The organism is Komagataeibacter europaeus LMG 18890, from assembly GCF_000285295.1.
Lineage (GTDB): Bacteria > Pseudomonadota > Alphaproteobacteria > Acetobacterales > Acetobacteraceae > Komagataeibacter > Komagataeibacter europaeus.
Genome location: NZ_CADP01000022.1, coordinates 1 through 22,809 on the forward strand (window position 1 = coordinate 1; position 22,809 = coordinate 22,809).

At 62.3% G+C, this 22,809-nt stretch carries 30 protein-coding genes; 13 read left to right on the forward strand and 17 right to left on the reverse strand.

All coding sequences use genetic code 11. From position 1 onward, the window contains the following. On the forward strand, positions 1–335 hold a 335-nt coding region (locus GEU01_RS08970; RefSeq protein WP_019085821.1), incomplete at its 5' end, for an IS5/IS1182 family transposase. A gap of 83 nt (positions 336–418) precedes the next feature. Here the strand turns inward: GEU01_RS08970 and GEU01_RS08975 are convergent. Together GEU01_RS08975 and GEU01_RS08985 are read right to left on the reverse strand one after the other, a co-directional pair. After that, positions 419–937: a nucleoside deaminase gene (locus tag GEU01_RS08975; RefSeq protein WP_019085822.1), complete on the reverse strand. Its 519-nt coding sequence runs from the start codon at positions 935–937 to the stop codon at positions 419–421. Between the two features lie 105 nt (positions 938–1,042). Further along, positions 1,043–1,303: a hypothetical protein gene (locus GEU01_RS08985; protein WP_019085824.1), complete on the reverse strand. Its 261-nt coding sequence runs from the start codon at positions 1,301–1,303 to the stop codon at positions 1,043–1,045. Between the two features lie 116 nt (positions 1,304–1,419). Here GEU01_RS08985 and GEU01_RS08990 point away from each other — a divergent pair, with 116 nt between their 5' ends. After that, a complete protein-coding gene (locus tag GEU01_RS08990; RefSeq protein WP_019085825.1) occupies positions 1,420–1,746 on the forward strand; it encodes a helix-turn-helix transcriptional regulator in 327 nt (108 codons plus the stop codon). Positions 1,747–1,831: 85 nt separating this feature from the next. Continuing rightward, positions 1,832–2,143 carry a hypothetical protein gene (locus tag GEU01_RS23970; RefSeq protein WP_019085826.1) on the forward strand — a complete coding sequence of 104 codons (312 nt, stop codon included), beginning with the start codon at positions 1,832–1,834 and terminating at the stop codon, positions 2,141–2,143. A gap of 12 nt (positions 2,144–2,155) precedes the next feature. On the opposite strand, the gene GEU01_RS09000 is transcribed toward GEU01_RS23970, so the two are convergent. The 3 genes from GEU01_RS09000 to GEU01_RS09015 form a co-directional block, all read right to left on the reverse strand. Further along, positions 2,156–2,878, reverse strand: a complete 723-nt coding sequence (locus GEU01_RS09000; protein WP_019085827.1) for a M15 family metallopeptidase — start codon at positions 2,876–2,878, stop codon at positions 2,156–2,158. 41 nt (positions 2,879–2,919) lie between these two features. Further along, positions 2,920–3,150: a DUF2171 domain-containing protein gene (locus GEU01_RS09005; protein WP_010508653.1), complete on the reverse strand. Its 231-nt coding sequence runs from the start codon at positions 3,148–3,150 to the stop codon at positions 2,920–2,922. A 200-nt stretch (positions 3,151–3,350) separates the two neighbouring features. Next, on the reverse strand, positions 3,351–3,812 hold the full coding sequence (locus tag GEU01_RS09015) for a hypothetical protein (RefSeq protein ID WP_019085829.1): 462 nt from the start codon (positions 3,810–3,812) through the stop codon (positions 3,351–3,353). A gap of 209 nt (positions 3,813–4,021) precedes the next feature. Here GEU01_RS09015 and GEU01_RS09020 point away from each other — a divergent pair, with 209 nt between their 5' ends. Further along, positions 4,022–6,562, forward strand: coding sequence for an excinuclease ABC subunit UvrA (locus GEU01_RS09020; protein WP_026018614.1), 2,541 nt, complete (start codon positions 4,022–4,024; stop codon positions 6,560–6,562). Positions 6,563–6,664: 102 nt separating this feature from the next. On the opposite strand, the gene GEU01_RS09025 is transcribed toward GEU01_RS09020, so the two are convergent. Then, positions 6,665–8,065, reverse strand: coding sequence for a GntP family transporter (locus GEU01_RS09025; protein ID WP_019085831.1), 1,401 nt, complete (start codon positions 8,063–8,065; stop codon positions 6,665–6,667). Positions 8,066–8,337: 272 nt separating this feature from the next. On the opposite strand from GEU01_RS09025, the gene GEU01_RS09030 reads away from it, so the two are divergent. Then, positions 8,338–8,517: a hypothetical protein gene (locus tag GEU01_RS09030; RefSeq protein ID WP_010508659.1), complete on the forward strand. Its 180-nt coding sequence runs from the start codon at positions 8,338–8,340 to the stop codon at positions 8,515–8,517. A gap of 48 nt (positions 8,518–8,565) precedes the next feature. On the opposite strand, the gene GEU01_RS09035 is transcribed toward GEU01_RS09030, so the two are convergent. Further along, the gene (locus tag GEU01_RS09035; protein WP_026018615.1) at positions 8,566–9,105 is read right to left on the reverse strand and encodes a hypothetical protein; all 540 of its coding nucleotides are present in this window, start codon (positions 9,103–9,105) and stop codon (positions 8,566–8,568) included. A 665-nt stretch (positions 9,106–9,770) separates the two neighbouring features. Next, positions 9,771–10,382, reverse strand: a complete 612-nt coding sequence (locus GEU01_RS09040; protein ID WP_231289903.1) for a hypothetical protein — start codon at positions 10,380–10,382, stop codon at positions 9,771–9,773. A gap of 160 nt (positions 10,383–10,542) precedes the next feature. Here GEU01_RS09040 and GEU01_RS09045 point away from each other — a divergent pair, with 160 nt between their 5' ends. Further along, positions 10,543–11,673 carry a hypothetical protein gene (locus tag GEU01_RS09045; protein ID WP_019085833.1) on the forward strand — a complete coding sequence of 377 codons (1,131 nt, stop codon included), beginning with the start codon at positions 10,543–10,545 and terminating at the stop codon, positions 11,671–11,673. 5 nt (positions 11,674–11,678) lie between these two features. On the opposite strand, the gene GEU01_RS09050 is transcribed toward GEU01_RS09045, so the two are convergent. Both GEU01_RS09050 and GEU01_RS09055 read right to left on the reverse strand, forming a co-directional pair. Further along, the gene (locus GEU01_RS09050) at positions 11,679–12,056 is read right to left on the reverse strand and encodes a hypothetical protein (RefSeq protein WP_019085834.1); all 378 of its coding nucleotides are present in this window, start codon (positions 12,054–12,056) and stop codon (positions 11,679–11,681) included. A gap of 93 nt (positions 12,057–12,149) precedes the next feature. After that, positions 12,150–12,623, reverse strand: coding sequence for a surface-adhesin E family protein (locus tag GEU01_RS09055; RefSeq protein WP_227672646.1), 474 nt, complete (start codon positions 12,621–12,623; stop codon positions 12,150–12,152). A 144-nt stretch (positions 12,624–12,767) separates the two neighbouring features. Here GEU01_RS09055 and GEU01_RS09060 point away from each other — a divergent pair, with 144 nt between their 5' ends. Both GEU01_RS09060 and GEU01_RS26230 read left to right on the forward strand, forming a co-directional pair. Beyond that, complete coding sequence (locus tag GEU01_RS09060) at positions 12,768–13,964, forward strand: aldose epimerase family protein (protein ID WP_019085836.1); 1,197 nt, start codon at positions 12,768–12,770, stop codon at positions 13,962–13,964. Between the two features lie 82 nt (positions 13,965–14,046). Beyond that, complete coding sequence (locus GEU01_RS26230; RefSeq protein WP_010508667.1) at positions 14,047–14,220, forward strand: hypothetical protein; 174 nt, start codon at positions 14,047–14,049, stop codon at positions 14,218–14,220. A gap of 30 nt (positions 14,221–14,250) precedes the next feature. On the opposite strand, the gene GEU01_RS09070 is transcribed toward GEU01_RS26230, so the two are convergent. After that, positions 14,251–14,442: a hypothetical protein gene (locus GEU01_RS09070; protein WP_010508668.1), complete on the reverse strand. Its 192-nt coding sequence runs from the start codon at positions 14,440–14,442 to the stop codon at positions 14,251–14,253. Between the two features lie 384 nt (positions 14,443–14,826). Further along, positions 14,827–15,003, reverse strand: a complete 177-nt coding sequence (locus tag GEU01_RS26235) for a hypothetical protein (protein ID WP_010508670.1) — start codon at positions 15,001–15,003, stop codon at positions 14,827–14,829. Between the two features lie 218 nt (positions 15,004–15,221). On the opposite strand from GEU01_RS26235, the gene GEU01_RS26240 reads away from it, so the two are divergent. Both GEU01_RS26240 and GEU01_RS09090 read left to right on the forward strand, forming a co-directional pair. Then, positions 15,222–15,383 carry a hypothetical protein gene (locus GEU01_RS26240; protein ID WP_019085837.1) on the forward strand — a complete coding sequence of 54 codons (162 nt, stop codon included), beginning with the start codon at positions 15,222–15,224 and terminating at the stop codon, positions 15,381–15,383. 204 nt (positions 15,384–15,587) lie between these two features. Then, entirely contained in the window at positions 15,588–15,770 is a 183-nt protein-coding gene (locus GEU01_RS09090; protein WP_019085838.1) for a hypothetical protein, read from the forward strand. Between the two features lie 186 nt (positions 15,771–15,956). On the opposite strand, the gene GEU01_RS26245 is transcribed toward GEU01_RS09090, so the two are convergent. From GEU01_RS26245 to GEU01_RS09110, 4 genes are all read right to left on the reverse strand, one after another. Then, the gene (locus GEU01_RS26245) at positions 15,957–16,319 is read right to left on the reverse strand and encodes a hypothetical protein (RefSeq protein WP_019085839.1); all 363 of its coding nucleotides are present in this window, start codon (positions 16,317–16,319) and stop codon (positions 15,957–15,959) included. Between the two features lie 41 nt (positions 16,320–16,360). Further along, positions 16,361–16,693: a DMT family transporter gene (locus GEU01_RS09100; RefSeq protein ID WP_019085840.1), complete on the reverse strand. Its 333-nt coding sequence runs from the start codon at positions 16,691–16,693 to the stop codon at positions 16,361–16,363. Positions 16,694–16,697: 4 nt separating this feature from the next. Then, positions 16,698–16,886, reverse strand: coding sequence for a hypothetical protein (locus tag GEU01_RS09105; protein WP_019085841.1), 189 nt, complete (start codon positions 16,884–16,886; stop codon positions 16,698–16,700). A gap of 337 nt (positions 16,887–17,223) precedes the next feature. Further along, on the reverse strand, positions 17,224–18,303 hold the full coding sequence (locus tag GEU01_RS09110; RefSeq protein ID WP_019085842.1) for a restriction endonuclease: 1,080 nt from the start codon (positions 18,301–18,303) through the stop codon (positions 17,224–17,226). A gap of 129 nt (positions 18,304–18,432) precedes the next feature. On the opposite strand from GEU01_RS09110, the gene GEU01_RS09115 reads away from it, so the two are divergent. Next, positions 18,433–19,032, forward strand: coding sequence for a GDSL-type esterase/lipase family protein (locus tag GEU01_RS09115; RefSeq protein WP_019085843.1), 600 nt, complete (start codon positions 18,433–18,435; stop codon positions 19,030–19,032). A gap of 101 nt (positions 19,033–19,133) precedes the next feature. Next, on the forward strand, positions 19,134–19,529 hold the full coding sequence (locus tag GEU01_RS09120; protein ID WP_042710824.1) for a hypothetical protein: 396 nt from the start codon (positions 19,134–19,136) through the stop codon (positions 19,527–19,529). A gap of 117 nt (positions 19,530–19,646) precedes the next feature. Here the strand turns inward: GEU01_RS09120 and GEU01_RS09125 are convergent, their stop codons facing one another. After that, positions 19,647–21,296 carry a phosphoethanolamine transferase gene (locus tag GEU01_RS09125; RefSeq protein ID WP_019085845.1) on the reverse strand — a complete coding sequence of 550 codons (1,650 nt, stop codon included), beginning with the start codon at positions 21,294–21,296 and terminating at the stop codon, positions 19,647–19,649. Positions 21,297–21,516: 220 nt separating this feature from the next. Between GEU01_RS09125 and GEU01_RS09130 the strand changes: the two genes are divergently transcribed. Further along, a complete protein-coding gene (locus GEU01_RS09130; RefSeq protein WP_010508687.1) occupies positions 21,517–22,737 on the forward strand; it encodes an NADP-dependent isocitrate dehydrogenase in 1,221 nt (406 codons plus the stop codon). Positions 22,738–22,809 lie beyond the last annotated feature (72 nt).

Genomic DNA, 22,809 nt, shown 5'->3' on the forward strand with positions numbered 1-22,809 from the left:
TTACGCTTATCCCCGGCCAGCATTACGACACGGTCGGGGTGGCGCCTCTCCTTGAACCGGCTGATTTCGAGGGACTTCTTGCCGACAAGGCGTTCGATGTCCACTGGATCGTGGACACCATACGCGCACAAGGGGCCCGCGTGGTCATTCCCCAGCGTCGGAACCGCCTCGACAGGCGACCTTTCGATGGAGCCCTGTTCAAGGCGCGCCATCTCATCGAGAACTTCTTCTGCAAGCTCAAGGAGTTCAAGCGCATCGCCATGCGAAGCGACAAGACCGACAGATCATTCGCAGCGATAATTTATCTCACAGCCGCAATCATCAATTCGCGTTAATTCCCAACAGGCCCCAAAAAGCTTCACCAAACGCCGCCTTTTTGAAAAAAGACGGTACCCAAAAACTTTTACCTTTCAAGTGTTCAGGCGGCTGGTCCGCCCTTTCCACGCCAGAACGTACGCTGCAATTCAGCCGCTTCGTCTTCCAGCAGGGGACCAATGACCGCAACCGACCGCTGACCCGCCGCGAATACCGTGCGGCAGGGCAGGTCGAGCGTCGGATTTTCGGGGTGGTCGCCGGTTATTTCCTTCAGGCTCGCCTCGCTCTGGCCATAGACCACGCGACCGATCCCACTCCAGTACACCGCGCCCGCACACATCGCACAGGGTTCGGCGGATGTGTACATGGTGTACGACGCCAGCACGTCTGGCGCATGGGCCTTTGACGCCCGTGTGGCCAGCAGGCGTTCGGCATGGGCGGTCATGTCCCCGCCTTCCGCCGTATATCCATTCCCCTGCTCCATCACCACGTTGCCCTGCGCATCAACCAGCACGCAGCCAAAGGGATGATCGCCCGCCTGACGCGCGCGCTCCGCCACGACAAAGGACTGGCGCAGGAAATATTCGTGGTCCAGATCGGGCAGGCAGGTGGGCTGGGTCATTCCACATCCATGAAAAAAGGGAGCTGCCTGCGCTTGTGCCGGTTCCCGATTTCATTTTCAAACGGAAATATCCGTGCATCCTGCCCCATGACCCGCCGGATGGGATCAGTCCCCATAATCCGCCACGGGATCGGCCATGGCCATACGCACCGTTTCCATCTCGTCAGCCAGATAACCCAGGATATCCACCCCGTCATACGCGCCATCAAAACGATCCGTCGCCAGTTCGGCCCGGATGGTGGCCAGACGGTCCAGGCGGCGCTGGAGTTGCGCGACATAAGGCGCAATCCAGGCCGGTTCATCAGGTGCAAATCGGGCATCGATATCAGCCTGGGTGCAGCCTGCGGGCAGAAAGGGATCGTGCATGAGGGTTCCTTGCATGTGTATGAAAAAGATACACAATCATTCTGCAGGCATGACCAGTTTTCTTTGCCCGCAGAATTTCCCTTGCCGTATGTGTGTTTTTTAAGCACAAATATCGTATGGAAATTACGCACAAAGTCGCACAGAGCGCACCAACCACCACCATTCCCCGTCGCACACGCCTGCCGCGGCTGGACTGGACCGCCATTGCCCCATCCGTCGCGCAGTTACGCAGGCAGGGTTGCTCCACCCGCGAAACCGCGCGCAGGCTGGGCCTGAACATCAAGACGCTGGAGGCCCACCTGCGCCGCCACCGCATCCGCCATGCCATTCCCATGGACCGGCCGGACCAGGTCCGCCGCACCTGCCTGAACTGCGATACCGCCTTTGTCGCGGATGGTCGTTTCCTGCGCCTGTGCCCGGAATGCCGGGCCATGTTCAGCTAGGGCGCGACTCACATTTATGTGCAACCGGAACCCGGTCACCGCTTTCACAGTTGAGGATTCATCATACCAAGGCAGGGACCCGCACATGGATACGCATACGTCTTCAACCCCGACATCATCGACCACGCCCGACGCATCGACCCGTATCCAGTTCCGCCTGTCCCTGTACCATGACCGTCCCGCACACCCGCGCCGACGCCGCATGCGTTCGCTGGCAGCGCTTGGCCTGGCGCTGGTTCTTGCCAGCACGGGGTTAAGCGGGTGCAAGCGGCACCATGAAACCACCGGCGAGAAAATAGATCATTTCGGGGACAAGATGCAGGACACGTTCGACCCGCCAAAAGGGCCGGCGGAAAAGGCCGGGCGCTCGATTGACCGCACCATCCATAACGACTGACGCCCGATCCGGTCAGGGCGCGGTATCGCGCCCGATCGCATCAAACGGCAGGTCCATGACCGGATAATCCTGCCAGTGACCATAATCGAAATGCCACCATTCCTCGGCCAGCGGCAGGAATCCGCTCGCCATCATGATCTGGGCCAGCAGGTCACGCAGGGCACGCGCCGCGACATCGCCACCGCCATAGGCCACATGGGCGCGCGGCGTCATTTCATCAAAGCCCGACGGCATGGACACCACCCGACGGGTTGCAAGATCCCACAGGGTCAGGTCCACGGCGCATCCACGATTGTGACGGGAACCGATGGCGGGATCACCGACGAATTCGTACAGATCCTCCGGCACCGCCTGACGGAACAGGTAACTGACATGCCATGGACGATAGGCATCATATACCAGCAGCCCATAGCCGTGCCGCGCGGCAAGTACGCGTGCCTGTGACAGGGCCTGCGCCGCCGGGCGCTGCAGGAACGCCCGTGGTGCGGGATAGACGGGAAAGCCCAGGAAATTCCGTGCCGTGGCATAACGGACATCCAGTGCGATCGCCGGATCGACCCGCGTGATGTCAATCAGGTCGGCTGTCCTGCGTGCGGGTGCGAACAACGGCATGCGCGCCGCCCGTGCGTTGGCCAGCAACACATCGGGCGGGTACTGCAATGGCGCGCGGAACGTATCGTCATCCGGCAGCGTATCGACAACCGGACCAGCCTGCCGTTGCATTTCATGCGGCATGCGCGGCCTTTCCCATCACACAGTCAGCAGCATGACGCCATTCAGGCGGGCGGGGTATAGGACTGCACGTCTTCCAGCGTATGGCTGAGCAGGATCTTGCCGCCATCGGTGGACTGCACCCATGACACGGGAATGGTGAAAGTACTTTCCGCCGGGCCATCAACCGTGATCTGGATGGTGGCATTGGTGTTGACGGCTGTCAGCGTGCCCATGCGGCCCGAACCTGTCGCGAACACATCCTGGCCCAGCATGGACTGCGTTACATCTGTCATGAATTTCCCTTCCCTGCGCAGCCACGAAAGCCACGCTGTCCTGTCGGCCTGAACCCCGCCATCATTCCAGGATCATCCGGTCACGGGGCGCGCCCCGCAGAACGGGGCGGCAGACAGGTTGCGATTGATGCCGCCATGGACATGGCGTTCCGGATTCATGCCCCGCATAACACACGCCGGGGGCACAAGTTGCCCTGCCCTCAGTTCACGCCAAACTGCTTGCGCTGGGACATGACCTTATTCAGCCGTTCATTATAGCTATGGTAGGTGCCACGGGGCACGCAACCCATTTCCTCCAGATCCTCGAGCTTGATGCTGTCGTTCAGCCATGAATTGACTTCATTGAACTCGACTTTCTGCGGCACTTCGCGACCGCTGAAGACCACCGGATCATCCTGCCCCTGCACATAACCGAACTTCATGAACGTCCCGCCCGCGGGCGTGTCATGCGGGGCCATTTCACCACATACGACCGATGTCGAATCCATGGAATGCACCGAGACATTGCGGAATGTCGCCCCGTGGGGGTCAGGCAGGGTGGCCGCGACATGGCGCTCCGCCTCGGCAATGACGGAAGTCTTTTCCCCATGCCGTCCGGACGCCGCGTGGGCCACCCCGGAAAACAGGCATATGGATACGCCCAGTATGATGAACCTTTTCATGCTTCCGCCTGCCTGATCATTCGCTTTGTCATTGTCCGATCTTTCTGATGCGCTGCCCCGTTCCATCGGTCAAGCAGGCGACCTGCCATCGGATCAATATCAATTACATAATGTGCGATAACAATAAGAAAGGCGCGCCAGACAAACCGCCGCCGCCGCGTTATAACGGAGGCACCGCCGCCACCGGCACATTGCATGAAGGCCATCCCATGTCACAGCGCCCCATTTCCGATCCTGAACCCGATCCACACAGCCGGGCGGATTTCGTGCATGTGCGTGGCGCGCGCGAACACAACCTGAAGGATGTCAGCGTGGACATGCCGCGCGACCAGTTGGTGGTGTTCACGGGGGTTTCGGGGTCGGGGAAATCATCCCTCGCCTTCGGGACGCTGTATGCGGAAGCGCAACGACGGTATCTGGAATCCGTCTCCCCCTACGCACGTCGGCTGTTCAGGCAGATGCCGGTGCCCGACGTGACCGCCATCGAGGGCCTGCCCCCCGCCATTGCCCTGCAACAGCAGCGCGGCACGGGCACCGGGCGGTCTTCGGTCGGCAGCATCACCACGCTGTCGAACCTGCTGCGCATGCTGTATTCCCGCGCGGGACATTATCCCGACGGCATGAAACGGCTGGAGGCGGAATCCTTTTCCGTCAACACCCCCATGGGGGCCTGCCCGCAATGCCATGGGCAGGGCCGGATCATGGACACCACAACGGACCTGCTGGTGCCCGATGACAGCCTGTCCATCCGCCAGCGCGCCGTGGCCGCATGGCCCACCGCATGGCAGGGACAGAACCTGCGGGACATCCTGATTACCAAGGGCGTGGACGTGGACTGCCCATGGCGCGACCTGCCGCAGAAAACGCGCGACTGGATCCTCTATACCGAGGAAACGCCGACCTACCCCGTCTATCCCGGCCTGGACCATGCCGCCGTGCAGCGCGCGATCCGTGACCATGTGCCGCCGTCCTATAACGGCACGTTCACCGGCGCGCGGCGCTACGTAATGCATACCTTCGCAACATCACAGAGTGCGAACATGCGCAGGCGGGCCGAACGCTTCCTGACCGCGACCCCGTGCCCTACCTGCCATGGGCAGCGCCTGAACCCTGACGCACTGCGTGTCACGCTGGCGGGGCTGAACATTGCACAGATGACGCAGCAGACCCTGTCCACCATCGCGCGCACCCTCGCCACACTGGCCGAAGGCACGCAGGTGCTGGAGGCTACGCCACAGGCGGGCGACGCCACCGCCATTGCCGCCCGCCGCATGGCCGCCGACCTGATCGGCCGCATTGGCGTGCTGGAACATCTGGGTCTGGGCTACCTGCAGGCGGACCGTTCGGTCACCACCCTGTCACCGGGGGAATACCAGCGGCTGCGGCTGGGGACACAGATCCGCTCCAACCTGTTTGGCGTGGTGTATGTGCTGGATGAGCCCTCCAGCGGGCTGCATCCGGCGGATGCCCATAACCTGCTGGATGCGCTGGAGGGGCTGAAGGCAGCAGGGAATTCGCTGTTCATCGTCGAACACAACCTCTACCTGATCCGCCGCGCGGACTGGATTGTCGATGTCGGTCCCGACGCGGGCACGCGCGGGGGCGAAGTGCTGTACAGCGGCCCGCCAGATGGCCTGCGGGACGTGAAGCTGTCGCGCACCGCGCCTTATCTGTTCGCCAGTGATGCGCCCATCGCGGGCACGCCGCGTCCGGCAAAGGGATGGTTGAAACTGGGCGGCATCACGTGGAACAACCTGCACGACCTGAGTGTCGAGATCCCGCTGGGCACGTTCGTGACCGTTACCGGCCTGTCCGGGTCGGGCAAATCCAGCCTGGTCAGCCAGGCCCTGCCCGCCATCGTGGCGCACGCACTGGGACAGAAGCTGGTGCAGGATACGGATGGCGAAAACATCGAAGACATGCCCATCGGCACACCGCAGGGGCATGTCACATCAGGGGCCAGCCAGATCAAACGGCTGGTCATGATCGACCAGAAACCGATCGGTCGTACGCCGCGTTCCAATCTTGCGACCTATACCGGCCTGTTTGACACGATACGGCAGATGTATGCCGCAACCGACCTTGCGAAATCACGCGGTTACGACGCCGGGCGTTTTTCCTTCAACCTGCCCAAGGGGCGCTGCCCCACCTGCGAGGGCGCGGGATCTGTCATGGTGGAACTGCTGTTCCTGCCCAGTGTCTATTCCCCCTGTCCCACCTGCCACGGCACACGCTATCAGCCGGATGTTCTGGAGGTCACGATACGCGGCAAATCCATTGCCGATGTCCTGAACATGACGGTGGATGACGCGGCCACGTTCTTTGCCGACACGCCATCACTGGCCAATGCGCTGGGTACATTGCAGCAGGGCGGTCTTGGCTACCTGCGGCTGGGACAGCCCGCAACCGAGCTTTCGGGGGGCGAGGCACAGCGCATCAAGCTTGCGACCGAACTGCAGAAGCAGCGCCGGGGCCACACGCTGTATATCCTTGATGAACCGACCACCGGCCTGCACCCGGCGGATGTGGACCGGCTGCAGACCCACCTGCAATCCCTGGTCGATGGCGGTCATACCGTGGTGGTGGCCGAACATGACATGCGGGTCGCGGCACGTGGGGACTGGGTGATCGACATGGGACCGGGTGCCGGGGATGCAGGCGGCAAGATCGTCGCCGCAGGCACGCCCCATGATGTCGCACGCGTACCGAACAGCCGCACCGCGCCCTTCCTGCTGCCGCTGACCGGCTGAAAATCAAGAGAAGTTTTTGGTGAAGCTTTTTTTTAAAAGCTTCGAAGAACGCCGCCTTTTTGAAAACAGGCGGCACCCAAAAACTTTTATGACTTAATCCCTTCAGGTTGGCAGCACTGCCCACATCGTGGCGACACCAGCGAAAACCAGCAGGGCTGCGACCAGCGTCATGATGCTCCAGCTCCGCAGTCCTTCGCGCACGCTCACGCCGCACATGCGGGTCACGATCCAGAACCCCGCGTCATTGACATGCGACAGCGCCATGCCGCCCGACCCCATGGCCAGCGCCACAAGGGCCAGATGCGTCTGGTCCAGGTGCAGCCGCCCGATCATGGGCCCAAGAATGCCCGCCGTGGTCATCAGCGCCACTGTGGTCGGTCCCTGCGCCACACGCAGGATCATGGTCAGGACAAAGGCCAGCACCAGCAATGGCAGCCCACTTGCCGCCAGCAATCCGCCCAGCGCATCCCCCACGCCGCTGCCCACCAGTACCTGCGCGAACGCGCCACCCGCGCCGGTAATCAGGATGATGATGGCCGTCCCCGGCAGGGCGGCAGCCACCACTTCGGATACGGTGGCCAGCGCCAGCCCGCGCCGCAGCCCCAGCAGCCACGCGCACAGCATGACATCCAGCCCAAGGGCGACAAAGGGAATGCCCGCGAAAACCAGAACTGAGCGCAGGCGTCCCGGCGACATGAGTTCCCCCGCCAGCGTGCCCGTCACCATCAGCATGACGGGCACGGCAATGACCGCGATGATTTCCCCCATGGCCACAGGCCGGCGCTGGCCGGCCTGCATGAACAGGCGGGCGGGTTCATCCTCCGCGCCATGCCCATGCGCCGCGTCGCGTGCTTCATCCACGACGGCGCGAATATCGGGCGCACAGCCAAAGGGCTGCGCCATGATCGGACGCGTCAGCACATAGGTCAGCACGGTCACCACCGCCGCCAGCGGCAGGCCAAGCAGCAGCATGTGCCCCGCCCCCACGCCAAGGGCCGCCGCCACCGCCACGGCGCCGGGATGGGGGGGCAGCAGCGCATGCACCGTCAGCATGGTCACCGCCATGGGAATGCCAAAGACCGCAGGTGGCCGTCCCGTCTGCCGCGCCATGCCATAGACCAGCGGCATGAGCATGATGACGCCGACCTCGAAAAACACCGGGATGCCCACACCAAAGGCAGAGATGACCAGCGCCAGGGGCACATGGGCCGCCCCCACCCGGCGCACCAGCCCCTGCGCCACGACTGCGGCCCCGCCAGACAGGTCGATCATCCGCCCGATCATGGCCCCAAGGGCCACGATAATGGCGATATGGCCCATGGTGCGGCCCATGCTGCCCTGTACCGCGTCAGCCAGCTTCGCCACCGGCATGCCGGTCAGCAGCGCCACCCCCACCGCAACGGTCAGCAGGGCCACGAAGGGATGCAGCCTCAGCCACAGGATCAGCAACAGCAGGACGGCAATGGAACCAATGCCGACCAGAATCAGCGCGAGCGGAGTCATGCAGGGAATCCCGGGCGTAAGAACGGCCTGTCTCGGATGGCCAAACGGATCTTATCGGGCATCCCGACACGGCCCGCAACGCCGCCACGCATGAAAAGCATATCCTGCGGGCACAATGGCGGGAAACCGGCATTTTTCAGGTGATTATCGTGTCCCCCTCAAAGAGGGGAAATTTTCATGCTTGACAGGTTTCAATCCTGTCTGCATTACGCGCCACCGGTCACGAACCGCAGTCGCTTTTTTGGGGCCTGAACGCCCCGGGACGCCATGCCATGACAATCATGATCAATACGCCATTGCCCTCCGCCCGCAGCGTGCATGCACGCCGCGCCGTGGACCATGCCAAGAGCATCATGCGCGAGATGTGGATCGTGCCCATGGTCGTCATGGGCAGCGTCCTGTGCGGCGGGGTGGTGACCCTGCTGTCGCACCTGCTGGGACATGCCGGATAAGGCACGCACGCCCCGGAACGCAGGTCCGGGGGCCGGGTTCAGGCGATCCTAGCGCGATGCCGAACGTTCGTTGCCCGTGCGGCGGCGTTCCGCCTTGTGCGGCGCGGGTTCCGCCAGCCAGTGGATCCGGGCGTTGCGCAGTTCGAAATTGCGCTGTCCCTGTACTCCAATATCCCCGAACGGGTCATAGACCACGCCACTGACCTCGGCCTGGCACTGCTCGTTCTTGCCGGTATCGCCACAGATCTGCTGGGCCTTGCGGAAGGAGGATTCCTCCATCGTCGGGCCATCAAGCGGCACCGCCCCATTCCAGTCCACCTGTCCCGGCAGGTCGGCAATACGGAAGGCCGCGCAATCCGCCCCGCCTGAATTGGCGGAGGTGATGTAACACCCCTCGACCCGCACCAGCTTGCCGACATACTGGGCCGCCTGCGTCTGGAACGCCGCCACGTCCAGGGTCGCCACCGGCGCCGGGGCTGCTTCACGGCGTGCCTTCGCTTCCCGTGCCGTGGCGAAGCCGGGGGCGGTTACTGCCGCGACAAGGGCCAGCCCGCCAGCCAGCACGCCAAGATGAAAACGTCGCCTCACGTCCTGTCTTCCTTTTCATGTGGGTCAGCCAGTGCTGACAATCCGCAAAGGAAGAATGTTTGCCATACACACCGCCATTGTCACCACAGCCCAGCGTGCGGGCTGCCATGCACGCACCTGCCAGATCCCGCGCCGAACCCGCACGGGCGCATGCGGCCGATCGCAGCCAACAGGCCATGGGTCGGACCGGAAGACGATATCCAGCCTTCCCCGACCGACCCTGTGCCGTCCATGCCCTGATGGCGTGGCGGGATGAATGGGAATTTCCGGCAACGGGGAAAGGCGCCCCCGCCTGCACCGCAAACTTATGCCACTGGCGCGCGATTACTGGCCGACCCGTATTTCCACATCATCCGGGACAATGCCTCTCTCTGATCACCCCGTCTGATACGCGCAGGACCTGCGGTGCCTGCAGTCCGCCGCCACATCAATCGAAAGGCTGACAAACCGGCTCAGGCACCCTGAGCATCTGGCCCGGACTGCGCGGGAAACGGGATTCCCGTCCGATATCGGCCATGCCTGCTTTTGCCCACGTACCCACGGCGACAGGGCTGGAACGTACCCTGTCTCGTGCAGCCAGTCCCGGCCTGTGGCCGGGGGAACCATGTTCAGACGTAGGGTCCATTATGGGCGTATGTCATCGGACTACTGGCGCAGGCCGTCCCCTAGAACGGGGAAGCCTTCTGCCCCGCGCCCTGACCCAGGTTGGCGAAATGCTGGGTTTCGGCACAGCCACGGAAACGGTCCAGAACGGGAATGCTTCCTGCCAGATTGACGCTGAGCGTCGTGCGGTCGCCAAATTTCACCAATGCCACATGCGACGTCGCCATGGCGTCCAGCAGGCGGGTCAGGTCGTCGGCATGAATGTCGGCCGCAAGGGTCGTGGCGTCATTGGCCTGCATGTGGAACACGCGGGTATAGGCCCCCACGGTAACCGTCATGTCGCCTTTTTCACCATTGGCCAGCGTCCAGTGGTCATCGGCGCTGCGCACCTGCAGCGAATCGGCATCAGCGCGGAACATCAGGATCTCGCTTTCCGAACCGGCAATGCACAGGTCGGTATGCACGCCCGCATCAGGCGTATGATGAATGGCGACCCAGCCACCGGCACGTTCATCCACCAGCATCTGCGACGGACTGGGACTGCTGTTCTCGTCTTCGGGCTGCATGGCCACGGGCACGGCACGGGGCCGTTCATCGTAGGACTGCGCCAGCGCGATCCCCGGCAGGGCGACCAGTGCCATACAGCCCAGAAGAAAATTCCGTTTTCTGTTCACTTTGCGACAATCCCATTGCAACAAGGACCGACGAATCGGGGTAATAGACAATTTCAGCATCACTGTGACGTGATGTAGACATATATTGTCATAATTCGGGCCATGGAAGGCCATTTCCACATGCCTGTTTCCACGACGGGAAACATGGACGGCATGCCGTATGATCGCGACAGGTCTGCGACAAAATATGTCCGTTTCCTTCAACGCGATGCGTGCCATGCTGGCGGCGAAAATAATACTAAAGAAGATTTTCATTTTGCCGCGCCACAGGGGCGATCTGTGCAGGCGGCATTGGTTTGTCGGTATCACGCCGTTATCATGGCGGCCGTTGATGACATTTTATGGATACTGGAAGGAAATAGCCGGGATGCGCCTGCTACCTGCTGCCATCCTGGCAATCGGGACCCTCTGCGCCACGCCATGCGCGTACGCCGCCGATCCGGACTGGATATTCGCCAACAGCGGACCGGGCGGCCAGCCCATGATCATGTCCCACCAGGGCACGCTGGATATCATGTTCTACCGCGCCGCCAGCGGTACGGTGGGGATTGCCATTCACCAGCGCCACGGTCGTTACCGCAACCCGAAAGGGGTGGAGACAGCCATGGTGATGATCGGCAAATTCACCATTGCGCTGCAGGTCTTTGGCAATGCCCAGAAATGGGATACGGCTGGTGGCGACCTGAAACCCGATACCGTGCCTGACCTGGTCGTCGCCCTGAAGGGGGCAGCCACGGGGGCGCTGATCCCGTTCGAACGTGACCCGGTGCCGTTTTCGGTAAAGGGGGCCATGGCGGCCCTTGATGACCTGGCCCAATATGCCACCCAGCACGGGGAAAGCCTGCCGCCGCCGCTGCAACCGGCGCCCGCCGCCCATGCGGCCGCCCCGGTGGTGGATATAGAAAAGCTGGCCCATCACCCGTACGATACCCAGCACGGGCGCAGGCTGGCGCTGCCGCAATATGACATTGCGGCCAACTGCGACCGCGCCCATATCGAAATGCAGGATACGGACGGGGAATGCATTGGCGCCGAACAGAAAAGCCAGGCAGCCCTGACCGCGCACTGGACCGGATATGACAGCGACCTGCGCGCCGCCTGCCTGTCACTAGTCAGCGACCCGGGGCGGCTGGAAAAATACCAGACGCTGCTTATGTGCCTGTCGCGCTATCAGGATGACCGGCGGCAGTGGCAGCTTGTCTCCGGTTCCAGCGGTAGCGACGACATCATGCCCGCCAAGAACCCGGCGCAGGCGGGTGATGCGCCCGCGGCACCTGCGGCCCGCCCCTGAAAAAATCAGTCTGTGGGGTTGCGGCGCGTCAGTGCGAATATGAAAAAGACCACACCGCTGAGCAGCAGCCCGAACAGGATGACCAGCGGCTGGATATAGAGCACCACCAGCACCAGGAACAGCACCAGCAGGGCGCTGTATTTCAGCTTGCGGTCCTCACTGGAAAACAGGTCGATCAGGCCGTCCGAAATCTGGTGCAGGGCCGATGCGCCGTCCGTGCCTTCACGCGGCGCGACCGTCAGACCCCGCCGTGCCAGCTGCTGCAGGAAAGCACGCGCCTGATCCTGTGCCGGGGCAGCCGCCGCATCACGGCCCATGCCGGTGGGCAGGGATGCTTCCACGGCATCAATGACACGACTATCCACAGAAACCTGATCGTCCATTTTTAGCAGTTCCCCCAGCCATGCAGCGTGCAACGCGCTGGCCCATCCACGCTGTTATCCACATAACTTACTGGTTTATCCCCAAAAGGGGGATTATTGCCCTCCGGCATGATTATGGCCCACATGGGCGCATGCAATACGCCGGCCATCGCGCAGGGACGGGTCGACCGTCATTTCCCCACGCGGCACCGGGCCGTCAGCTATCCGGTGACCCGTGCCCATATGGCCCGACCATGTGGCATAGGACAGCGTGCGGTACGTATCTGCCGCACAGTTGTACATGACGGAAAACCGGACCGAGGCAAAGGGCAGCCCGTGACGGATCATGTCCTCGTCAAAATCCTGGATGAACGTGGCGGATGAATGCGTGCCATGTACCTGGACCGAGGCCAGGTCGATATATTCATTCACCTTGTTCTGGTACGGCGGCAGCTTCTGCAGTTCCGTCTCACCATGCGGGGCCGGGGATACGGGCTGGTCCTGCACCTGTGCCGCCCTTGCGCCGTTTACCATCCCGCCGCAGGCCATGCCTGCAGCCATCAGCGCCACCACAACCCTGTATCGCATCTTCTCCCTTTCAGGCGCGCGAAACGCACGCGTACACACCAGACCCGTATTCATTGCCCTGTTTTGCAGGATCGAACCCATAGCGGCAAGATAAACAGCAGGGAAACGGGTTTCATATCGACCCGATAATGACAGGAATACGCCATGCACGCTTTTTTTTCGCACGGGTGCGACCGTTTTTCCCTTGCCGGGCTGCTGGTAATGGCGGTTGTCACGGCGGCCCATGCGGGTCCGACACCGGCCATGACACTGGACCGCGCACCATTTGGCACCACCCCGGACGGCCAGAGGGTCGAACGCTTCACCCTGGCCAACCGCCATGGCATGCGCGTGCAGGTCATGACCTATGGCGCGACCATTACCACCATCGATGCACCCGACAGCAGCGGCCATGTCGCGGATATCGTGCTGGGGTTCCCGACGCTGGACGGCTATACGCGTGACAGCGCCCGTGGCGGCCTGTTTTTCGGGGCGACGGTCGGGCGCGTGGCCAACCGCATCGCCAACGGCGCCTTCGTGCTGGACGGACAGACCTACCATATCCCCCGAACCGAGGGGACCAACGCCCTGCATGGTGGCCGCAGGGGGTTCGACAAGCATGTCTGGACGGTGGAAAACACCAGCGTCACCGCCAGTAGCGCCAGCGTAACCCTGAAACTGGTCAGCCCGGACGGGGATGAAGGCTTCCCCGGCACGCTGACCACGCATGTCACCTTCAGCCTGAACGATGGCAACGAACTGTCACTGCACTACACCGCGACAACGGACCGGCCCACGGTGGTCAACCTGACAAACCACAGCTACTTCAACCTGGGTAGGGAGGGCAGCGGATCGATCGAAAACGAGGTCCTGCAGGTCAATGCCGGTACCTTCACCCCCATTGATGCGAAATCCCTGCCACTGGGCACTGTCGTATCCGTTGCGGGCACGGCGCTGGACTTCCGCACGCCCCACCGTATTGGCGAGCGCCTGCGCGATCCCGACGCGCAGATGATGTATCCGCATGGTTATGACCAGAACTGGATCGTCAACGGCCAGCTATCGCGGGCGCCGGTGCCTGCGGCCCGCCTGTGGGATCCGGCATCGGGGCGGGTGCTGGATGTGCTGACCACGCAGCCGGGGCTGCAGGTCTATACATCCAACGCGCTTGACGGCAGCTACGTCGGGCCTTCGGGTCATGCCTATCGCCAGACGGATGCCGTGGCGCTGGAAACACAGCATTATCCCGACAGCCCCCACCACCCCGGTTTCCCCAGCATCATACTGCGGCCGGGGCAGACATATGACGAAACCACCCTGTACCGCGTGGGCGTGCAACCTGCTCCCCATCCGCGTCCTTAAGGAATATGGGAAATACCGTTGATTCCGGAGGGAATATCCTTACATACCTCACCATAGCGTGATTGAAGGACATAGGATCCAGATGAAAAAAATTGCCGTTGTGCTTCTGCTCGCGGGGCTGGCAGCATGCCAGTCCGGTCATTCGCCCTCTGATCCGAGCGAAAGCGGCGGTATCGGTGGCATGACCGGATCACCGGGACAGGATGCACCCAGCGATGGACCCGGCGGGAGTGGTGGACCGGGCATGGGCAACTAGTCCGCACGACCGGGTGCGGGCGTGGCGGTATCAGTCGCGCCCGCCACTCAGGTTGATGACGCCAAGCCCCAGCAGGCCAAGCCCGGCCAGCCCTTCAGCCACCATCCATGATATCGGGCCGATCCCTTCAGCCGTCATGCCGCGCACCAGAACGCCCACGCTGCCAATCATCAGGAGCAGGGACACAATGGTAACCCATTTTACAATCTTGCCGCGGTTCATCAATCTCTTCGCTGTCTGTCGATCCGGTTACCGGCAGGCCTGGTCCCTGTCCTTCTAACACCCTGAACGGTCAATCGTCCAAACACAGCATGCGCAGCCGCAATGCGCCTGCCGCGTATCAGGGATCATTTCATGCAGATGTGATCCCCCGCCGGTGCATCTTTCCGTATCTTCATTGCGTTGATGGTTTCATGAACCCTCCGGGCACAGGCCCCACGACAGGGATATCCCACACCGGCAAGGAGCAAGGTCATGCAGGCAACCGGCACCCTTTCCACCCCGCCACGTGAATGGTCCGCGCGGATGCGGCATCTCGTGCGGACATGTGCGGCCTATCCATACGCCTTCCTGCATCTGTGGGACGGGGACTGACCCCGACCCGGTTCATTCATGCCGCAGGTCGGATGCGGAAAACCATTCGTCATTTCCCGTACGGTCACTGCGCACGCGGATCTGGCCATTTTCGATGATTTCGACAATGTCGCCCTTCATCCCGCGCAGTTCCGGCTTGACCGGTGCATCATCCCTGACCACCACAATATCACCTGCCTTGAAATCCATGTCCGGTTCTCCTTTTTTCGATTATGGTGGTCCTGCGCGGGGACGTGGCCACCGTGGCCCACGGTCCCGCCCGCATCCGCCCCAATCATGCCAGTGATGGCGGACATCACAAGCCGTTGTCCGGCCATGTCATACCACATCCGCACAAAGGGCAGGTTGCCGCAGGGAAAGATGCTCCGACATGAAGGGGGAACCGATACAACATACAGGAATGCTTCATGTCATCAGAACATCATCTGCCTTCCGCCACGGACCTGCAGCGCGAACTGGAACAGGTCCGTCGTGATTACGCCATTGCACTGAAGGACCGGCCCGAGCACGCCAGGGCGCTCGAAGCACGCGCCAAAAAGCTGGAAGCCGAACTCGCCCGCCAGAAATAACAGGCGCATACGGGTCGGGACACGACATATCCGGCCCCGCCGGGCGGCACGGCATGCACCCGGTATTGACTGTCATCATGTCAAGATGGCTGCATGACAGGCTGCCATGCGGCGGCAGACATGGTTCATGGCGCGGTTCCACCCCATGTGAAGGGGAACGGGCACACCGTGTGCCCCCTACAGAACAAGAATTAGGATGCTATCATGAGCAAAGTGGCAACCAGTGGTCCTGACGCACAGGGCAAGTACAGCCTGGAAGTAAGCATCGGCGGCCTGACTGGCACGCTGGGCGGTTTTTCCTCCGCCATGGAAGCCGAGGATTACGCCGTTTCCCTGCTGCGCCGCGTCAAGGAACTGGCCAAGGCCGATAACCTGAAGACGGCCTGAAATAATTCCTGAAAACCCGCCGGCAGGGGGCGGCATGCGACAGTATGCCCCCCGTCCGGCGGGATGACGGCCATCGCCGGTCGTCATTATGCCTTTTTTCTTTATACAGTTGGAAACCTGACAGGATCAGGACGTGAAGCTGTATATGGAAAAAGGACACTCTTTCCCATGAAACGACTGACCCGGTCACTGTCGGTACTGGTTTTGGCCAGTCCGCTTGTCGCCTGCGTTGATGGCCCCGGATATGGCGGCTATTACGGCGGGTACGGTTATGGCCCCAGCGGGGGTTATTATAGCGGATATGGCGATTATTACGGCGGCGCGCCCGAATATATCGGGCGCGGCGGTGGCTGGGGCGGCGGTCGCGGCCGCCCCGGTGGCGATTTCCATGGTGGTGGCCCACGTGGTGACTTCCACGGTGGCGGACCCGGGGGCGGTGGAGGCCACGGTGGGCCGGGCGGTGGCGGCGGTCGTGGTCCCGGCGGCCCGGGTGGCGGCGGTGGCGGCCACGGTGGTGGTGGCGGCGGTCACGGCGGGCCCGGCCGACATTGATGCATATGGCCGGTTCCGTTTGCGGAACCGGCCATTTTTTATCCGTGCGCCCCCCCACCCGACAGCAGGTTCATGACCAGTACGCCACATATGATAAGCGTCATGCCCACGACCGCCGCCAGGTCCAGCTTCTGCCCCAGCACCACCCGACAGACCAGCGTGATGAGTACCGTCCCGATACCCGACCAGATGGCATAGGCCACGCCAGTGGGAATGGCGCGCAACGCCAGGGACAACGAATAGAACGCCACGCCATACCCGACCACGGTCACACATGACGGTCCCGGCCGTGTAAAGCCATTGGATAACGTCAGGCAGAACGTGGCGGTGACTTCCGCCGCAATCGCGATCAGCAGATAGACATATGCCATGCCCCTATCCGCGCCGACGGCCCACCGTGCCACGAGGGGGCAGTCCCGTCAGTCGGGGCCGGGGCGCGCGCGGGGGCAGCGGCGTTTCATCGCGAATCGCCACGGCATCATGCCCACGGGCACGCAGCGCATCAGCGAATCGCTGGACATGGGTCCATTGCGCCCCTGCATACAGTTCACGCCCGTCCAGCATTACACGATGTCGTCTCAACTTTTCCCTCAATCCGTCATATCTGGCCATAAAGATGGGGACAGCGGGCATGAAACGCAACGGCACGGGAAATTTGTTTCAACAGTGCAGGAAACCTTCGCTTTCGTGAAACGATTCATGTATAGGAAAGATAGGAGGTATGATACATGAGCAACTCTGCACGCATGATCGCCCATCTGCTGATCACGGTCCGGTTGAGTACGCGCAATCGTCCTTCCGCCCCTGTTCCCGCAGTTTCACGCGATTGAACATGTCGCGCCGGGGATACCCGGCGCGCATCCATCAGACATATTTTGTCATGTTATGACATGATGAGGAATCACGCCTTTTTCCGTTCCCGTGCCAGACGGGCGGCAAAGGCTGGCAATTCATCATGATGCAGCAGGAACACCTTGTTGGACCGGGCCAACTGCCGCGCTGAAGTCGTGTAATCCGCATTGGAGACGACTGCCGCAATATCGGCATGGTAATGCAGCCGGGCGGCCGAAATCTGCTGCACTGCCTCATTCCCCACCGCATTGCGGTACAGCTTGCACTGCACGACCAGCCGTTTTCCGCCGCGCGTGGCGATGACATCCGCGCCCTGGTCCCCTCCGGACGGCGTTGCATGCGCGTCCCACCCACAGGCACGCAGGCGGTCGGCGCAATAGCGTTCGTAGCCGATCGGGTCCATGTCTGGCGTGTAACCGCCGGTGGCCTGTCCCGCTTTCTCCCCCGACAGCTTCTGGCTGGCCACAGTCCCGATCCGGGCCAGTACGCGGTCCGCAATGGCGGGCCATGCCCATTGCAGGCGACGGTCCAGCAAGGCGGGCTTTATGATCGTCCTGATGAATTCCGTCTGTTCGCGTTGCCACCGGGCCGTACGTTCCACGCCATAGCTGTTGACCTGCACCAGTTGCCTGCGCCGGATTCGCAGCGCATCGGCATGGCGGGACACCAGCCGCCTGCACACGCGCCATGCCTGCCGCCTGCGCAAAAGCCGCCAGCCATACCGTAACAGCGGCCACAGCAGCACGGCCCCGACCCCCGCCATGACCAGACGCAGCAGGCCGGATGGCCGCGACGGCAGATGACCCGACACGGGATGCAGGACGGCGGCAGGAAAATACAGCGCACCCTCCCCTTTCTGGATGGGCAGGTGGCGCAACAGCACCGCATCGCCATGATGGCCCAGTACCTGCCAGTTCCCCGTCCCGTCCACGCGCCTGCAGTGCATCTGGATCAGCGTACGACCGGACGACATGGCCGCGGGCGACAGGCTGCCCACCCGTTGCAATGTGGCCGCCTGCGTGCAGCCGACGGTTGCGGGGGGAACGTGACAGGGCGCCTGTTCCGCCATGGCGGCCAGCGGGGCCAGCAGTATCCCGCACCCCACCCATGGCATGATCCCTGCACGCATTCCTGTGTTCCGCCCCTTGTTCATAATCTGTTCTGCGACACTACCGTATGAGAACAAAATGGGAAAGTATGGAAATGCCACTCTTTTCCAGCATGGTTTTTTATCTTCCGCCATGCCTATCATGCCGGTATGCGAATCTGTTTTATCGGCGACAGCTACGTAACGGGCACGGGTGATGAAACCTGTCAGGGATGGGTGGGACGCCTGTCCGCCATGGAACGGCAGGCAGGCCATGACATCACAGCCTACAACCTGGGCGTGCGGGGACAGACCAGCCGCGACATCGCCCTGCGGTGGCATGCCGAAACCCTGCCCCGCCTGGCCGGACGACATGACGGGGGCATCGTGCTGTCCTTTGGCGTCAATGACTGCACGTCCACCGCGCAGGGGCAGCCACGCGTGCCGCATGAAGCCTGCATCGCGACGACACGCCATATCCTGCAACAGGCCCGGCCATCGTGGCCGGTCCTGGTGATCGGCCCCCCACCGGTCGGGCGCCCCTGTCCCGATGGGCGCACACGGGCGCTGTCGCATGCCATGGCTGACGCATGCGCGCAGGTATCCGTGCCCTTCCTGTCGATATGGGAACCGCTGCTGGCCCATCCCACATGGTGCACCGAGATCGCGCGCGGCGATGGCGCCCACCCGTCGGGCGGAGGCTATGCCGCGCTGGCACGGATCATCCATGACTGGCCTGCGTGGCGAAAGTGGATGGGACCGCTACCCTAAATCCGCGCGCCGGTTTATCCGTTCCCCTTGGCATGGCGCGACGGCAGGGTCACATTCGCCACATGACCGCCATATCCCGTTTTGAACAAAGGCATACAGACATGAAAAAGATCATTACCTGTGCCCTGCTGGGCGTGCTGGCAGCCAGCGTCGTGCCCACGGCGCATGCCGAAGTGCCGGAGGGGGAACTGAACTCGCTCTATATCCGGCCGGAAGTGAAGCTGCCCGCGCCTGCGCTGACATTCCCCAATTATCCGGTCGTTGATGACTGCACGACGGAATTTGGTGATGAAGTCACCAATGCCTGCGTCACACAGGAAAAGGAACGCGCGCTGGTCCTGCAGCCCGCATGGGACGAGTACCAGGACAGCGACAAGATCGCCTGTCAGGAAGACGTGACGCATGTACGCCATGTCCAGATGTACAAAAACCTTGCCTACTGCCTGGACAAGCGCCGCTATGACGCATGGCTGAAGAAGCACCCCAACGGGAAATAAGGGATCTTCCGAAACAGGGCATTGATGGAAAATAGAGGTTTTTGGGCACCGCCTTTTTCCAAGGAGGCGGCGCTTCCTGAAGCTTCCTGAACAAAGCTTCACCAAGGACCTCTGTCCTTAATCCCTTGCGATATGGCACCGGCCATCATCATGGCTGTGGTCATAATCGACATTCTGGTTGGTCGTGCTGTCCCCATGCACGATGCGCGTCATGTGGGCGGGATGGACTGACAGCACCGACAGGCCTGCATCCGCCGCCCCGTAATACAGCCCTGCGGCATCCAGCACGCTCGGCGGCACGGCCGCAAGCGTCAGCGGGACATGCACGTTATCCCGCGCGGCCTGCGCCGCCTGCGGGTGGGCAGCCTGCCATGCCGTGGATGTCCACAGGTAGAATGGTATTTCATACGCGGCGCGCACGTCCCCATGCGCGGGAATGCCACCGGTACATTCCGTAACCCGCACCCCGTGGTCAGATACGTAGAACAGGGCGGATTCCCCCCCATGCGCCGCCAGCGTGGCGCGGACATGGGCCAGCATGTGATCGGTATAGGCAATACTGTTGTCATAAGCCGTGCCAAGGCTGGCAAAACCGCGTGGGTAACGGTCAGCCGCGTTTTCATGGCTACCGAACAGGTGCAGCACGATAAAGACCCGCCCATGCGCATCCGCAATCGCCTGGTCCACGACCGGCAGCATGCGCCCGTCCAGCACCGGACTGCTCATCAACCCGTCATGCACGGTGGTGTAGGCGATATGGCGGGCCTGTTCCGAATATGCGCCGATCACGCTGTCATATGGCCCCAGACGCGGGTGGTTGCTGATCCACCACGTATCAAATCCCGCCGCGTTGAAAACCGATACCAGATCATGCCCCGGCATCGCACCGGGCCGCAGACGGTCATAACCGGACAGGATGACCGGCACGGCGCCCACCGTGTAGTCGAAGGGCGTAACCATGTCATCAAAGCGGACAAGTCCTGGCACCTGCTCCATTTCCGGCGTGGTGGGAAGGCCATAGCCATAGCTGTGGTGATGATCGCGCCGCGCACTTTCCCCGATCACCAGCACGATCACCTGTGGCGTGGTGGGGGGCGCAGGATCAAAATGGATCGGTTCATGGCTGATCCGCCGCGCCATTTCGCTCACGCGCCGGGTTGCACGCCGGGCGGCGACATAGCCGGTCGCCATGCTCCACGGCCATGCCCGGTCAAAGCGGGAATGGATGGGCACCATCGGGTTTTCGGTCCCGCCCCGCGTGGGGGGCAGGTGCCGCCATAACTGCACGGTAGGCACGACGGTCCACGCCAGCAGCACGGCCACGCAGGCCAGGCGCGTACGGACGCGCCATCCGACCACAACCCCGCGCGGCCGCGACAGATAGAACCCGGCCAGCACCAGCCACACCAGCGTCCACGCCCCCAGATACGGCAACACGGGCCGCACATACCCCAGCACGACGGGGAACGAGCAGTAAAACAGGATCAGCCACAGCGGATATCCCGGCGGGACGCCACTTATGCTTATGTAGTACAGCGCCGCAGGCAGCAGCATGACCACCGGCAGCAGGCACGCCAGCAATACCCGCCTGCTGTTGAACAGCAGCGCAACCGTCGCCCACAGCACAACCGACCGCACGATCCCCTGCAACGCCGTGCAGGCGGGCAGTAGCGCAAGGACGGCCATGAGACCAGGCAGCATGTCAGGCCACAGGCGCGGCAAACGGCCCTGCCTGCGGGCCGGATCATGGGGGGAACGGGCGGTCATGCGCGTTTCATGTCACACGCCCCCGTCCACGGGTAGCCCCATCGTGCGGGCAGGCTGCGCGATGATGGCACGTTTGTGAATGAACCTGCGTGCGGCAATGCTTTTTATCCCCTGTCGGCACGCCTAATAATGCGACCGCCGGGAGGCCCGCTGCGCGAACGGGCGCCAGAAAGAAAAAGCACATAAAAACAGTAATCATCTAAAGGCAGACAAACGTACCATGGCAAAAATAAAGGTCAAAAATCCCGTTGTCGAAATGGACGGCGACGAGATGACCCGCATTATCTGGCACTTCATCCGCGAACGGCTGATCCTGCCGTATCTGGATATCGACCTGAAATATTATGACCTTGGCATCCGCCATCGTGACGAGACCGATGACCGCGTGACAGTGGAAGCCGCCGAAGCCGTGCGCCGGTACGGCGTGGGCGTGAAATGCGCCACCATCACCCCCGATGAGGCACGGGTGGAGGAGTTTGGCCTGAAGAAGATGTGGCGTTCGCCCAACGGCACCATCCGCAACATCCTTGATGGCACGATCTTCCGCGAACCCATCATCTGTTCCAACGTGCCCCGCCTTGTGCCGCACTGGACCCAGCCCATCGTGATCGGCCGCCATGCCTATGGCGACATCTACCGCGCCGCCGAAACCCGCATTCCCGGTCCCGGCAAGGTCACGCTGCGCTACACCCCCGCCGATGGCGGCCCGGAACAGGTGCTGGACGTGCATGACTTCAAGGGCCCCGGCGTGGCGCTTGGCATGCATAACACCCGCGCCTCGATCGAAGGGTTCGCGCGCGCGTCCCTCGCCTACGGGCGTGACCGGAAGCTGCCGGTTTACCTGTCCACCAAGAACACCATCCTCAAGGCCTATGACGGCATGTTCAAGGATGTGTTCCAGGAGGTGTACGAACGGGAATTCAGGGCCGAGTTCGAAAAGCTGGGCCTGACCTACGAACACCGCCTGATCGATGACATGGTGGCCTGTGCGCTGAAGTGGAAGGGCGGCTATGTCTGGGCGTGCAAGAACTATGACGGCGATGTGGAAAGCGACATCGTGGCACAGGGCTTCGGCAGCCTTGGCCTCATGACCTCGGTGCTGCTGAACCCGACAGGCGACGTGGTGGAAGCCGAAGCGGCCCATGGCACCGTCACCCGCCATTTCCGCGAACACCAGAAGGGACGCCCCACCAGCACCAACCCCATCGCGTCGATTTTCGCATGGACACGGGGTCTGGCCTATCGCGGCAAATTCGATGACACGCCCGACGTAACCCACTTCGCCCAGACGCTGGAACGCGTCTGTGTGGAAACGGTCGAAGGTGGCCAGATGACCAAGGATCTTGCCCTGCTGGTCGGCAAGGACACCAGATGGCTCGATACCCAGCCTTTCCTTGACGTGCTGGATGAAAAACTGGGCGCGGCGCTGGCCAAGGCGTAAGAACCCGAACGGGGCGGCGCACTGGCCGCCCCGTTTCGCACCAGACTGAAAATTAAAGAAGTTTTTGGTGAA